Here is a 14,416-nt window from a genome sequence, read left to right as displayed (position 1 = left end):
ATGTTTATAGGAATTGTACAGCCTGGGGCTGTTTGGTCACCAAATGCGTCTCTGCCATTTCTTTCCCATAATCAACCATCACTTTGTGTCCTACATCCTTGAGGGGAACAGCGGTTATACGCTCTCTGAGCAAAAACACTTCGACATCGGGGAGCAGCATTTCTATGGCGTACGCGAGTGGAAGCCCATTCTCCATAAGCTCAACGGAATGCGAATTACCGACGATAAAATTAAGTCCGCGCCGTTTGGCTAGATCAACAAATGCATGATCCTCTCTTACCCGGCTGATGCTCGCGATAATCGTGTCGGTCTCGGGATACATTTGCAAGGCCATTTCCAGATTGCTCATGGAAAATCCGGTATGCGGGAAAAAGTGCAGAACATGCTCAACAGGACTATTCACCGTGCCGCTGAGCAGCTGTGCCGGATTTGCAAGCGTCGCTTCTTGCAGGGAGTGCTCTCCACGAATCGCCCGTTCGGCTTCAAGAATGTCATCATCCATCTCTCTGCCCATCAAATGATGGATACGTTCCAGGATGTCGCCCGCCGTCTTAATCCCTTCCAAGGCTATTCCCTTATGTAAAATGTTCCCCGGAACACCGCCGAAGGCAATGTCCGTCTTCAATTTGCGATGACCATGCAAGAATGTCATGCCGGGGTGCAGCCCGTGGAACGCTTCGTGCATTTCGATCAACGCCAAATTATATAAAGGCAAGTAATCCGAGAATGGCACTCCCCCTGAGCTGGCGGCGTCTGCTACGGGATGATGCACAACAATGAGGTCAAGCTTCATGGCCGAGGCCAGCTCGATCACCGATTCGGTCAGGGTCATGCCCACGCCGATTTTCTTGACCGGTTTCTTTTTATCGCCAAAAATGAGACCAGGAATTTCAATGACACTTTTGCCCGGGATGTTCGAGGTTTTCATAACAACATACGGGTTTGTCCCTGAAGTAATCTCATTCCAATCCATCACCATCCTTCCTCTAGAAATGGTATTCAGTGCCTCAAGTACTTGTCCTACATCCGTTTGCTTTTGGATTTTCTTCATTTTCGCCCTTCCTTTCTCCTGCTGCTTTTTCTAACCTGGCAAATAACAAATAACCGCTACTTATGAGCATACGGACATAAAGAATCCGATAGTGTCATTAGTAGCGGTCGTAAAGCTCTCCTATAATTGGAGCTCCTTAGCACCTGCATGAAAATAGGCTTGTGAAGAGCAGCACTATGGCATCTGATCTCTTGTTCACACAAGGATTCGACCCTTAATGCTTCCTCTTGTAAAACGCTTACACTGCCATCATAGCATAAATTTGCGGAAAATACTCTGGTAATTGCATATTGTATACAAAATTATTTTTCAAACGTTTATGTCAGTTAATATAACAACAAATAAGATTCATGTCAATGAAAATTTGAAGAATCTAGTTCATAGCACATTTTCGCGTCATATTATATAACACAACTATTCCAAAGGCTCTTTGAACAAAATCACGGTACCGGATAATTCCGTTTCCGGATCGTAATCCTTCAGCACCAACTTGACCTCCAGGCCAAGCTTGCTCTCTATCTGCTGTTTGAGCATGCGCTTGTTAGCCTCCATAAGAAGTATGTCCACGCTAGCGGTTAAACTCCGATTCGAGCCGTCCAGTATTTTCAAAGCCGGTATACGCTTGTGCGTAGCAAAAATAAACACCTTGTCCCCGGAGATGTCAATCTTTTGCGATTTGATGCCGGTTCCGAATATTTCTTGGTTGATAGAATTATAGATTTTAATAATTTCCTGTTTCAGTTCGCCGGGCGAGTATGAATGCTTCATCCAACCGCTCCCTACCATTTTTTCTCCCATTATATCACAAGGAACTTCGCGAGGATGAAGATTTCCGCCAAGCTTTTAGCGGAAGGGAACTGGCGTCCTCTATTTATAGGAAAACAAGCTATTTTCTCGCCGGAGGGGAACTACAGGCTCTTATTTGACCGCCATGGCGCGGTTTTCCGGTGAAATTGGGCAAGATAGTGGATCGTAGTTCCCACTACAAATAGAAGAAGTCCCTTTTCAGAAATATAGCGGACTAGAGTTCCCTCAACCCATGCAAGAGCACTAACATCACCAAAAAAACCTCCCATTCACCTTCACTCGGAAGAAGAATAAGAGGTTTTAATGACACACACCTATCTCACAAGTACATATACTGGTACATATGACTATGCCTCCCTTTTGAGAAGGAAATATTGCAAAGGAGAACTTGTATGAAAATTTTTTTAACGCCTTTTACATTGGAAACGGCAACGGCCAAAGTCCGAAAAGCCGAAGATGACTGGAATACACGAAATCCTCAACTGGTTGCATTAGACTACACCGAAGATTGCCGCTGGCGGAACCGAGTCGAATTCCCTGTAGGAAGAGAAGAAATCATCGAGTTCCTTACGAGAAAGTGGAATAAAGAGTTGGACTATCGACTCATCAAGGAACTCTGGTCCTACAGCGGCAATCGGATCGCCGTACGTTTCGCCTATGAATGGCATGACGACGGCGGCCAATGGTACCGTTCTTACGGGAATGAGAATTGGGAATTTAACGCCAAGGGATTGAATCAACGCCGTTACGCTTCCATTAATGATATGCCGATTACCGAGGCTGAGCGGAAATATCACTGGCCATTGGGACGGCGCCCGGATAACTATCCGAGCCTCTCCGAGCTAGGTCTTTAATCTACTAGCGAACTAGGGCTGCTGCTGGCCAGAAAGTCGCCGGTCACTCGCATCCAATCCTCAAGCGCAGCGGTTAGCCGTTCCTTCGGTTCAGCCCCGATCGCGTGAGTGGATAAATCCGTCGTTTCCCAAGGGTCCTCCATCAGATTAAATAGCTGGACGCGGTCCGTTCCTAATCCCGAAATGGGCGAGCGGTAGTAACGTATAAGCTTCCACTGCCCATCCATCGCCATGCGCTGCACATCTTTGTACACCGAACATACAACGTCTCGGATGGCACCCTCTTCCTCTGAGACGAGCGGGAGTAATGAAATGCCCTCCGTTTCTTTCGGAAGTTCCACATCGCAAATGGCAGCAACCGTCGGGAAAATATCGATATTACTTGAAAGTCCCGTGATCTGTCTGCCTTGCGGCAAGCCAACCCCAGACATAATGAGCGGAATTCGAACGCTATGTTCATGGAGGTTCTGTTTCCCCATTAGACCGTGCTGCCCAAGGGCTAACCCATGATCTGCGGTATACACGATAAGCGTGTTCTCATAGATGTCCTTCACTTTCAGAGCTTCCACGATACGCCCGATTTCCGCATCCATGTGAGTGATCATCGCATAATAGTCTGCGATATGCTGGCGAATTTCCTCCGCATCCCGAGGCAGGGCAGCCAACTTCTCATCGCGCACCAACATCTCTCCATTGTCAAAAGGGTGTTCCCGGCTAAAGTTAGAAGGCAGCGGAATATCGTCCCGATGATACATGGAAGCATAAGGTTCAGGCGCTGTTCGTGGATCATGAGGTGCCGTATACGCCACATACAGATAGAACGGGCTCTCATCATTATAGGCTTCAACAAACTGCACGGCTGCATCGGTAAATAATTGCGTCGAAAACGTTTCTTCAATATATTCCCGCTCCTTGGGATATTCCCCCGTCGGATCGAAGTCCTGGACAGGCACTTGGGTATGCGGGCTCATGCCGTAAAAAAACAGCTTGTCACCGCCATCAAAACTTCTCGCGAAACTCGCTTTGTCGTTATGCCATTTGCCGACCGCATGCGTATAGTATCCCGATTCCCGCAGCGATTGCGGCATTAATTTGATGTCGGGACGAATGCCTGAAGAGTGCTCACATTTGTGCAGTTCCTGCCCCACCATGGTGTGAAAAATGGATTTCCCCGTATTAACGCACGCCCGGCTTGGGGCACAGACAGCGCCCGTTAATCCGCCGAAAATATGCGTATTCCTGAACGAGACGCCGTTATTCACTAATCCATCCAATATGGGAGTCTGTATAACCGTATTACAGAAAGCACCTATTGCCTCGTCGCGATGATCGTCTGAAATAAGAAAAACGACATTCGGTCTTTTAGCCTGCATGATGTAGCACCAGCCTTCCCCAAATTTGATTTCCTTCAACTTTCTAAGGGAGATCCCGCATGCGCTTAAATATTTTCAAGGCACCGTCCATCCCGGTTCTCCGCGCTTTTTCCCGCTCTACACCTGCCTGTTCAAGGATTGTAGCATACAGATCGCATGGGCCAACAAAGTGATTTTCTTCACGATGCACGCTATTTCCTGCCGACTTTACAAATAAAGGAATACGGCAAGTTTCCTCATACATGAAAAAGGCTCTATCGCTTAATCCGCCATGAATGCCTAGTGATTCGCCAGGAAAATTCTTCTCTTACTGAGTCAATATAAGCAATGATTTGCCCACATTTTGCAAAGAAAACGGTTTCATCATCCCCCAAGATAAAGAGAAGATTCATATAGATTCATATCGCGCAGCATCGAAGGAGCTCTTTTACCCATGACCACTCCAAGAAAACTAGGCCTATTTGCCATTACGTGGCCTTTATTTATTGAATCTTCCTTACAGGTGTTTATGCGAACTTCGGATACGTTCATCGTGAGCCATATTTCGGATGAAGCCGTTGCAGCGGTTGGCGTCAGCAATCAGCTCATTATTTTTTTATTTTTGCTGCTGCAAGTCATCTCAACCGGCTCCGCCATCGTTATTTCACAATGTTTGGGCGCGAATAAAAGCAGAGAAGTCAAGAAGTTTGCCGCTGGAGCCATCGCGCTTAATTTCCTGTTCGGCTTTCTGGTCAGCCTGTGTATCGTATGCTTCAGTAAACAGCTGCTTCAGCCCTTCGGATTGGAGCCAGCTGCACTGGAGCAGGCCCGCATATACTTCTCAATCGTGGGCGGCTCTTTATTTATTCAGGCCGTTAATCTGACTATTGCATCCATCACGCAGGTGCATGGGTATACAAGATATACAATGGCGGTCAGCTTAGGTGTTAACCTGGTCAATTTGACCGGCAGTATTTTATTTGTTTTCGGTCCTTTCGGCTTTCCCAAACTCGGCGTGCCGGGTGTCGCGATCTCGGCAATCGTCAGCCAATTCATTGGACTCATGGTGTACAGCATCATTTTAAAGAAAATCGTTCGATTGAACTTATCCTTCAGCAGCTTCTACAAAGCTAGATTCGCAGATCTGAAAAAGATATTGTCCATCGGGATTCCGACAGCCGGGGGCTCCCTCGTCTATTCGATCAGCCAGCTGATGACGACCTATTTTATCACACAGCTTGGCGCTGAAATGCTTTCCACCCGGATTTATACCCAAAATATTATGACGTTCATTATGGTGCTGGCTATTTCCCTAGGACGGGGAACTCAAATTATTATCGGTCGACTGGTAGGCGCCGGGGAAAAAGAAGAGGCTTACAGGCAGTTGTTTCGCAGCTTGCTGCTCAGCCTACTGCTTTCACTTGCCGCGGTCACATTAACCGTTTTGTTCAGAAAACAGTTGATCGGTATGTTTACGGATAACGTCGAAATCATTACACTGGGAGCATTTTTACTGACGTTTGGTTTCCTTCTGGAGCCTATACGATGTCTGAACATTGTGATAGGTGAAGCCCTCCGGGCTGCCGGTGATGCGCGATTCATCCTTCTTATTGGCGTGGGTGTCATCATGGGACTGTGCGTCCCGTTAACCTATTGGGTAGGCATTCGTCTAGGGTACGGACTCGTTGGGATGTGGGGTGTGTTCATCATGGACGAAGGCGTGCGGGGATTGCTCTTATTATTCCGTTGGAAAAGTAGGGCCTGGGAGAACAAAGTGTTGGTTACCAGGGAGGAAGCAGGCTAGATTGAGCAATCTAGCCTTTATAAATCTTGTGATAGCCGTATCATATCGATGACTTGTATCCCATTTTCAATCATTTCCTCCTCATAATGTCTAATAAAAAAGTCTTTATCTATCCCCGTTATTCTAAAGCCGCATTTCTGATAAAGGGCCAGCTGCCCAACACTGGAATTTCCGGTGCCTACCTCCATAGTTTTAAATCCAAGTCCTGTGGAAACTTGTATGGCATGCTTCACCAGCTGTTTTCCGTAACCTTTGCCTTGGTGTCCTTCATCAACGGCAATATTAACTAATTCTACGGTATCGGGTCTTGTTGGCAGCAACACATAGACACCTACGATTTGCTCATTCAATGTACCAATAAAGCATTGTCCTCTTTGAAGATAGCCTTCTACAAGCTTCTGTGAGGGATCCGCTAACAATAGCAGCTCTAATGGCGGTTGTTCATTCGTTTTTAACTCTCGTATTTGCATGTTTATTACGCCTCGATTCTTATGATTTTCTCAAATCCAAGCAAATGGTTTAGGGGAACTGCTTGTAGGCTGAGCACGTTCCAATTCTTCAGCGATAATGCGGATGCCCTCTTCCATATCCTGCTCATCCGTTCGTATGATGCTAAGTCGCAGCAAGTTCATTTTGGGAAAAGAAGAAAGGAACTGCTGATCGGATGGCACCACATCAACTCCCCGCATCTCCAACCGCTTAACCATTTCTTCCGTATTAGGGCCTGGAAGGCGTATTGACGCGAAAAGCCCTCCGCTGGATTGTACGGAATATAAGGACTCACGTGGCAATAATCGCTTTGAAATTTCCCCTAATGTTTTTATGCGATGATTGTACAAGGCTTTCATTTGCTTGGCATGATGAGCATACATCCCGGACTTCATGTAAATCTCCAGTACACCTTGAGAAAGAACGGAGGTGCTCAGATCCGCTGTTTGTTTATGCAAGTGGAGCAAAGGAATTAATAAGTCCGGCACCGCTGCCGCCGCAAGCCTTAAACCAGGCAGCATCACTTTGGAAAAGCTTCGAAGATAAATCACATGACTGGCGCCATGATAAGCGCGAATAGGATCTGCTTTCGAGTTTGTTTCCAAATCAGCAAGATAGTCATCCTCAACGATATAAACGTCGTAAGTTTTCGCAAGTTCTGCTAGTCTCTGCTTCTCTTCCTGTGTATAAGAAGTGCCTAACGGATTATGAAATCGCGGAATGGTATAAAAGAACTTAATCATATTGCTTTGAAAATGGCGTTCCAAAGCTGCCCAGTCAATCCCGTCAGGCGTTCTTTCGATGCCGATCACTGTTTGTTTTTGGGCTCTTAATACAGCGAGCATCCCCCAATAGGTTGGTTGCTCCACCAAAATATTCGTTTTTCCATTAGGGAAAGGCATCCCGGATAGAAGATGAAGTGCTTGCTGCGCGCCTGAGAATACAAAGATTTGCTGTTCGGAAGCGAATACTTGCTGCTGTTGAAACAGTTTCACAATCTCTTGGCGAAGCGAAAGTAAACCTTGCGAATCGGGATAGGTGAAAATGGAATCTTCAAATAGATCCATGGCTTTGTTCATGCATTGACGGAAGTCACTTTGTGAGATCGACGATGGATCTGGAGCAGCGGATGCAAAATCGATTCGTTTCATTTGAATCAAAGGAAGCAGCACTTCTTGCGCAACAACGAAATAACCGCTCTTCGGCCGGGAATAAATCAGATTTTTAGTTTCCAGTTCCTGATACACATTAATGATTGTGTTAAGGCTGCAATCGTATTTCTCGCTCTGTTTCCGAATCGATGGCAGTCTTTGACCGGGTTTAAGGAGACCACCCATGATGTCAGAGCGAATACTCTGTATGATTGATTCCTTTTTACTCGTCATCCATACACCTCCAACTAAAAATCTGTACCCATACAAACCACAATAAACTCAGTATACGCCATTTACTGTACCTATTATAATACAAATCACCAACCAAAGATCTATTCGAGGTGATTCAAATGAACAAAACGACAAATGGCTGGTTTAGCGGAATGTTAGGGGTACTTATTTTCAGTGGATCTCTACCGGCAACACGATTGGCTGTCATGGATTTTCACCCCTTGTTTCTCACCGTATGCCGAGCCGCTATAGCTGGTGTGCTGGCAGGTGTGTTACTACTCATCTTCAGGCAGCAACGGCCTATCAAAAGTGACATTGTTCCTCTATTGGTAATAGCACTCTGTGTGGTTGTAGGGTTTCCTCTGCTCACTGCCTTAGCCCTCCAATATGTCACGGCCTCGCATGCGATTATTTACGTGGGGCTTCTGCCACTATCGACAGCGATCTTCGGTGTATGGCGAGGTGGTGAACGTCCACGACCGATCTTCTGGATACTATCGGTTTTGGGCAGCTCCCTTGTCGTAGGATTCGCTTTAACAAATGGAGCTGCATCTTCGCTTATTGGTGATGGACTCATGCTGGCATCTATTATCGCGTGTGGTTACGGTTATGCGGAAGGGGCTAGACTCTCACGGAGATTAGGGGGCTGGCAGGTGATCTCTTGGGCGCTTATCCTGTCGCTGCCCGTTATGGCACTGCTTTCGCTTTATTTCAAGCCGGATTCTTGGTCTAGTACCAGTGTTACGTCGCTCTTGAGCCTTGCTTATGTCTCTTTATTCAGCATGCTCATCGGTTTCGTTTTTTGGTATCGCGGTCTTGCGCTAGGAGGAATTGCAGCTGTCGGGCAGCTGCAACTCCTTCAGCCTTTCTTTGGCCTTGTATTATCCGCTTTATTATTGCACGAAACCATTGGATGGCCCATCTTTATTGTCAATATGGGGGTTGTGTTGTGCGTGGCGTTAGCTCGGCGATTTGCGGCGAAACACTAACAAATTCAACGTTAGCAGACCCTTATTTACTAAATAATTGAGGGTAAACCGCACTTACACCACCGGATAAATTCTGCAGTACTTTGCGGCTTGTTTCGTCTGCCACAATTTCGAAGCTATCGGTTTCAATCCCGTCGATGGCAATTCGGGCAATTTCAGCTGGACTCACTTTTGGCGCTTGAATGTTTGCCGTCATATCCGTATCCATAAATCCTACATGTAAGCCAGAAACACGAATATTTTTAGGTCCTAGAGCCAATCGGAACGAGTTTGTTAAACTCCATTGTGCTGATTTTGCCGCTGAATACGCACCATAACCGCTGGAGCTGAACCAGGATAGAACAGATAAAATATTCAGGATCGTTCCCCCGCCGTTTGTCTCAAGAATCGGAGCAAAAGCGCGTATCATCGAGAGTGTGCCAAAGTAATGCGTATTCATTTCCAAATGAATTTTTTCCATATCCCCGTCTAGTAGCGCCGCGCCAGTACTCGATCCCGCATTATTGATTAGCAAAGTTACATCGTTAGCCGCCTCTGCCGCCGCAGCAACCGACTTCTCGTCGATAATGTCGAGTTTCAGTGGAATCACTCCCGGAAGATCAATGGATTCAGGTATTCTGGCGCCCGCATAAACTTTTGCTCCCCTGGAGAGAAGCTCATTTGCAAGATGACGCCCTAGACCACGGTTAGCTCCTGTTACAAGAGCAATTTGTTTTGAAATGTTCATTGTCTCATCTCCTGTAAATTATGATTTTTTCTTTCTATATTGTGCCAATATATTTTGAAATTATCTTTTTTTCATTAATCTCTCGTTACTTCAATGGAAAACGGCAGCCATGACCGGCTGCCGTCTCGTTAAACAAACTGTTGTGTTGAACTAACATTCTTACTAATGATTAACGTTAATATAAAGATGATTCATTTTCATCAAGATGGCTTTAACCTCAAAAAATCCTCACCGTTTTGGTGAAGATTTTTTGAGGTTAAAGCCATTAACACGCTTAATGATATATGGTAATCTCCGCTACTATGCCCCCATTCGGTGGTTGTAAGCGTCTTCGGCAACCGCCCGCAGTAGTTTGTAGAACGGATTTTCCAAGGCAATTTTCCACTGATGCATATAGATCAGCATCTGATTGATGACCGTATCAAATTCAATGACTGTATTGTCCATTCCTTTATTAACCAAAGATTCGGCCTTCTGTTTCTCCTGTGCCGTTATTTTATTACTTTGGAAAAAGTTTGTAATGTATCGCTGCACACCCCCTGGGCCTCCTTTGCGAGGATATTCTAGCTTCATGTTGAGCAGAGATAGCTGCTCTTGTGAGAATTCCCCCGAGTCGAGGGTGCTGATCAGCGTGTCTAGATGCTGGTGGCGCTTATTCACAAGCTGCATCACCTCGTCCTCACTCGTACTCGGATCGAAGGCGAAGAACAACGGCGTGTTGTCGAACTTCTCTGAGATAGATACATGCGTAAATTCATGGGTAAGCGACCCTAGCCGCTCCGCCGAGCCGCCCGGCGCATTGAGACCGTGATTGACCACATACTTCTCCTGCACCCCTTGTTTCTTCTCCTTATCATTCGTAAAGCGTGCTCCCGGGTTCAACGCGTTCATTTTGATTTCACCCTTATTGCCCAAGACCTCGGCCAGCACCTGCTTCGTAATATTGGGCGTATCCGAATCGTCGGCTATAGCCTTCAATTGGTCGGCCTCGTGCTGCAGTATCTCTTCGATGGCTCCGGGAGTCGCTCTTAGCTCCACGATAATTTTATCAAACATCGGACCAAATACGATGCGGCCCAGACCTGGCACATCGTTCTTCACAAGCAGCCATTTATCCTGAGCTTCGACCATATTGTAAAACTTCTGCGTTCCCGACTCACCTTCAGCCTGTGCGATCAACTCGATGACGCTCTTTTCTGCAATCGCCTGCCGCTTCAGCTCATTCACCCCAGGAACCAAATCCTTTTTCGGATGATTATCTAGATATGTATTGCATTCCGTTATGATTTTCTCCAGTTGCGTGTTTCGTTGAGCGTAATCATTCTCAGCCACCTTATGATAATCAGCGAGTGCGCTATCGACACTTTTAATTTTGTTCATCAGTCTTAACATGACCGGTGTCCTCTTCTTGAAGCTCTCGTTGTCCTCCAAACGTTGGACTACGGGACCTGCTGAGGATTCCTGTCCGGGATGTTCCTTTATCCTGGGAAAGGTCTGTTCCACCATCCGCTGTACTGCCCGATTGCCTAACGTTTGATGCGCAGTTTGAAGTTTCTGATAAGCGGCACCTCCCCCGTTCACACTCGATTGCGGACGATTAGCGCCGTATGCCTCTTGCAACGCCGGCGCTTTATGCCCCCGCCTCATATCCGTTTTCATCTATCCGTCCCTCCTGTTATTCAACAAAGCCTCCACAACCCTAATCCTTGGTTCAATACTATCCCAACGGTTCATACAATGGCAAAGAATCATTTCCAAATCGTTTTCATTCTGCTCCTCTTCAGTGTTGCGATGCAGAATATTCATTAACCAACTAGTTAGATTCCTGAGATGGTGACGATAAGAGTAAAACCGTAATAAGTCAGGATTAATCGTCACAATTTTGCCTGTATGCTTTTCGTACGTTGAGAAAAAAACACCGAATTCCTCACCTATATAGCCAACCAAATCATATTCTGGAGGCGCAATCATCGCTGATTCCCAATCTATAAAATACAACCCATTCTCACAACGAATCAAATTACCTCCCCAAATATCACCGTGGCACAGTACTTTCTCTTTTGTATCAGCTAGGGCTATGCCACGAAGCTTACGCACGAGATTCAACAAGGCAAAAACTTGTTCTTTCTTTACCAAAACATGCTCTCTTAGGGTCTGTTTAATAGAATTGCTAAATGTTTTGGTATTCTCAAGCAGCGAAATACACTTCTCAAGGTCAGACTCAAACGAAATATCAAATGTTTCTGTCAACAATGCAGTCTTTTCTATAAAAGGGGTAATTTTCTGAATTAGTGCCACTGATTTAGCAATGGTTTCAAGAATCTCCTTTGAAAACGGATAGGCTTCCGCCAATGTCTCCCCTTCAATAAAATTAAACAATACTACAGTGATATCAGTGAAAGTTGTTTTAAAACCACCATTCTGATTCTTAATTGGATATGTAATGTTCCGAAAAAGTCCTTGATGATACATTTGCCAAGTTAATGGTAAGTAGTATTGAAGTCTCTCAGTATTACTTCTTTGTCTGTCATTTTGATGGTCATATAATTTCAGATAGTATCGTTCCCCGTTTGTGCAATTCAACAAATAAGAGTAAGCTGAATCCCCCAGGGGTATGAAGTTAACGCTTTCAACTTGTATCCCATATTCTTTATCAAGCTTTGTTACAAGATCACTATCTTCGATTCGATATTTAACTTTCAAACGCTTTCCCCTCTCCCTTAGTCAAAATCCACTTTCCGAGAGCTGCCGTTAGGTTACAGATGCTATTATTAGTCGGCGGATTGCTTGTACATGATGATAAATACTTGTTTGATAAAATCCCTCTCTTCCATGGATAGCGTGTAAATCTGCGGCTTCTTTTCGCTGGGAAGCGAGTTGAAGTTAAGCCAGGCCTGTTCCATTCCTTTAAGGATTTCTGGGTCTCCCTGCGATCGGCGTGCGTTTAGTTCCGTTAAGGAACGTGCCAGATTCTGGGCTTCCAGGCTACCTGGATCGGCACCTGCTGCCACAAGCCGTTTGAGCTCTGCTCGAAATAGGGTATATTGGAGGTGCGATTCTTCGATGAACTCCTGGTCTGAAAGCTTTTTTAACGCCTCTTGTGAATATGAATTTATAGCCAGATTACGCATCGTCTTCCGTTCATCAGGGGTCAAATATTTATTAACCCATTCCGGTTTCAATTCCATTTGCATAACCTCCATTAGTTTGACGATTGAATGATAGTCGACCACGCCGTCCTTCTCCATCTTCTCCGTTTCTCCGATTATAGAAAGGATGGAATCGAGCTGCGCGCGTTTTTCCAGCAGCATCTCTTTTTGTGTTTGTAAAGCGGGCAAAATTTGCTGTGGACCTTTTTGAATCAGGATTTTGATTTGGCTTAAAGTGAAACCGAGAAACTTCAGAGCCAGAATGTGTTGCATCTTGAGCAGATCTTCGTTAGAGTACAATCGATATCCAGCTTGTGTATGCTCCGAAGGGGAAAGAACGCCCATCTTATCGTAATATTGAAGAGTACGAATAGTTACAGATGTTTTTTTTGCAAATTCGCTCGTATGGTAATATTGTTGACCCAAGTCACACTCTCCTCTCTCCATTAATTTAAAGTATGACGTTGCGTCTTACTCAAGCTTTTCTTATAAATTTTACCTAAATGAATGTATTTTATGTTGTAGTCACCCAATATAAAATGAAAAAGCCGCATCACCTGCGACTTTTCATGTAATCATGTTCCTCTTTTACCCCACTCACACTACTGTTGCAAAGAAAAGATTTTGCGTACTTTCTCATTCCTCAACCAAAGACCTCCCCAAACCAACACTGCCAGATATACGGGAAACAGAATCGTGGAGAAAAGCGGGGCGTCTAGACGAACCTGAGTTGCCATTACGCCTCCAAAATAACCGGTCAACAGTATAGCACCCAAGATCGTTGTACGTGGCACTATATAAAGAACGGTTGAAAGAAGTCCGAGTATGCCCATCACATAAATATGATGCTCCTGGAAACCAAGTGAATTGACAGAATCAACAACAAATGAAGGTTTAAATAATTTCATGATACTGTCAAGCAGCATAAATAAAATGGCTATTCCACTCATCACTCTCGCCGTCCATAGTCGTCCTTTAGAAATTGCTTTTGTCATTGTCCATTTCTCCTTTAACTGATTCACTAAGATTTGTCCTTCTAAATAGTACGACGAATGAACCATGGTGAAATCGACATAGGGAAAATTTTTTCTATAAAATCCCCATGCAAATGCAGCCATGTCCCTGTACTCTCTTGTACCGATACCGCGGCGGAGCAATAATTTGTCATGGTTTTAGCGGTATAACGTCATATCCCAGCTTACTTAGTATTTCTAGCCCATCTTTGAAAACTATTCTGTTTGTTCCATTCCAATCATTCTCCAGGCCATACAAAATAAAATGCTTTACTATTCCTGTGTAATGTAAATTGAAATTTTCAATATTACCTGTCTCTATCTCTCTTAAAGGAGAACCAACTAAAAGAGGGCTCCCCGTAACTAGGTCGTCCCAAGTACGAAAGTGGAATGAACATTAATTTTCCTCCTATTTAAAAAATGGAGTGTCGTTAATATCTTAACACATATTGGAAGTATCCTACTCCATCTGATTTTGATGAGGATAAAAAAACAAAATTCATTGAAATAATGGGCCGCAGCCTCGGCCAAGTCTACCCGCCGACTTGCCAAGCTTCACGCGGCGGCAAATAGAGCAACCTGAGGGCACTATTTGTGCCCTCAACTGTTTAGCCCGGTTTTTCGGGGAACTACTGGCCCTTATTTCTATGTATTTGGCGGAATATTAGCCCAATCCTTAGAAATAAGGGACCTCAGTTCCCCTTCGGCGCAGTAATGGGCCTATTTCTCAGAAATAGCGCCCTGTAGTTCCCCACAGCCGGGCCGCAGCCTCGGCCAAGCCTACCCGCCGACTTGC

14 protein-coding genes are annotated in these 14,416 nt (G+C 45.2%); 3 read left to right on the top strand and 11 right to left on the bottom strand.

Annotated elements, in window-relative coordinates:
- Positions 1-4: 4 nt before the first annotated feature.
- Positions 5-1,051 (bottom strand): Nif3-like dinuclear metal center hexameric protein, encoded by a 1,047-nt coding sequence (locus ACUN27_RS10425; protein ID WP_326062382.1) that lies wholly within the window; start codon positions 1,049-1,051, stop codon positions 5-7.
- A 414-nt stretch (positions 1,052-1,465) separates the two neighbouring features.
- Positions 1,466-1,819: a Na-translocating system protein MpsC family protein gene (locus ACUN27_RS10420; RefSeq protein ID WP_315951527.1), complete on the bottom strand. Its 354-nt coding sequence runs from the start codon at positions 1,817-1,819 to the stop codon at positions 1,466-1,468.
- Between the two features lie 431 nt (positions 1,820-2,250).
- Between ACUN27_RS10420 and ACUN27_RS10415 the strand changes: the two genes are divergently transcribed.
- Positions 2,251-2,712, top strand: a complete 462-nt coding sequence (locus ACUN27_RS10415; protein ID WP_315951528.1) for a nuclear transport factor 2 family protein — start codon at positions 2,251-2,253, stop codon at positions 2,710-2,712.
- Here the strand turns inward: ACUN27_RS10415 and ACUN27_RS10410 are convergent.
- Entirely contained in the window at positions 2,709-4,085 is a 1,377-nt protein-coding gene (locus ACUN27_RS10410; protein ID WP_445558845.1) for a sulfatase-like hydrolase/transferase, read from the bottom strand. The two genes, ACUN27_RS10415 and ACUN27_RS10410, sit on opposite strands and share 4 nt — an antisense overlap.
- Positions 4,086-4,128: 43 nt before the next feature.
- Positions 4,129-4,329: a hypothetical protein gene (locus ACUN27_RS10405; RefSeq protein ID WP_315951531.1), complete on the bottom strand. Its 201-nt coding sequence runs from the start codon at positions 4,327-4,329 to the stop codon at positions 4,129-4,131.
- Positions 4,330-4,518: 189 nt separating this feature from the next.
- On the opposite strand from ACUN27_RS10405, the gene ACUN27_RS10400 reads away from it, so the two are divergent.
- Positions 4,519-5,868, top strand: coding sequence for an MATE family efflux transporter (locus tag ACUN27_RS10400; RefSeq protein ID WP_326062381.1), 1,350 nt, complete (start codon positions 4,519-4,521; stop codon positions 5,866-5,868).
- 17 nt (positions 5,869-5,885) lie between these two features.
- Here ACUN27_RS10400 and ACUN27_RS10395 read toward each other — a convergent pair whose 3' ends face one another.
- Both ACUN27_RS10395 and ACUN27_RS10390 read right to left on the bottom strand, forming a co-directional pair.
- Positions 5,886-6,338, bottom strand: coding sequence for a GNAT family N-acetyltransferase (locus ACUN27_RS10395; RefSeq protein ID WP_315951536.1), 453 nt, complete (start codon positions 6,336-6,338; stop codon positions 5,886-5,888).
- A 30-nt stretch (positions 6,339-6,368) separates the two neighbouring features.
- Positions 6,369-7,742, bottom strand: coding sequence for an aminotransferase-like domain-containing protein (locus ACUN27_RS10390; protein ID WP_445558844.1), 1,374 nt, complete (start codon positions 7,740-7,742; stop codon positions 6,369-6,371).
- A gap of 119 nt (positions 7,743-7,861) precedes the next feature.
- On the opposite strand from ACUN27_RS10390, the gene ACUN27_RS10385 reads away from it, so the two are divergent.
- Complete coding sequence (locus ACUN27_RS10385; RefSeq protein ID WP_445558843.1) at positions 7,862-8,731, top strand: DMT family transporter; 870 nt, start codon at positions 7,862-7,864, stop codon at positions 8,729-8,731.
- A 22-nt stretch (positions 8,732-8,753) separates the two neighbouring features.
- Here ACUN27_RS10385 and ACUN27_RS10380 read toward each other — a convergent pair whose 3' ends face one another.
- The 5 genes from ACUN27_RS10380 to ACUN27_RS10360 form a co-directional block, all read right to left on the bottom strand.
- Positions 8,754-9,458, bottom strand: a complete 705-nt coding sequence (locus ACUN27_RS10380; RefSeq protein WP_445558842.1) for an SDR family oxidoreductase — start codon at positions 9,456-9,458, stop codon at positions 8,754-8,756.
- Positions 9,459-9,758: 300 nt separating this feature from the next.
- Positions 9,759-11,117, bottom strand: coding sequence for a hypothetical protein (locus ACUN27_RS10375; RefSeq protein ID WP_445558841.1), 1,359 nt, complete (start codon positions 11,115-11,117; stop codon positions 9,759-9,761).
- On the bottom strand, positions 11,118-12,161 hold the full coding sequence (locus ACUN27_RS10370; RefSeq protein ID WP_445558840.1) for a phosphotransferase: 1,044 nt from the start codon (positions 12,159-12,161) through the stop codon (positions 11,118-11,120). It lies immediately after the preceding gene.
- 68 nt (positions 12,162-12,229) lie between these two features.
- Entirely contained in the window at positions 12,230-13,033 is an 804-nt protein-coding gene (locus ACUN27_RS10365) for a MerR family transcriptional regulator (RefSeq protein WP_445558839.1), read from the bottom strand.
- A gap of 176 nt (positions 13,034-13,209) precedes the next feature.
- Entirely contained in the window at positions 13,210-13,725 is a 516-nt protein-coding gene (locus ACUN27_RS10360; RefSeq protein WP_326062374.1) for a DoxX family protein, read from the bottom strand.
- Between the last annotated feature and the right edge of the window lie 691 nt (positions 13,726-14,416).

It is taken from the genome of Paenibacillus sp. WC2504 (assembly GCF_052682475.1).
This window is presented reverse-complemented; position numbering and strand designations above follow the sequence as displayed.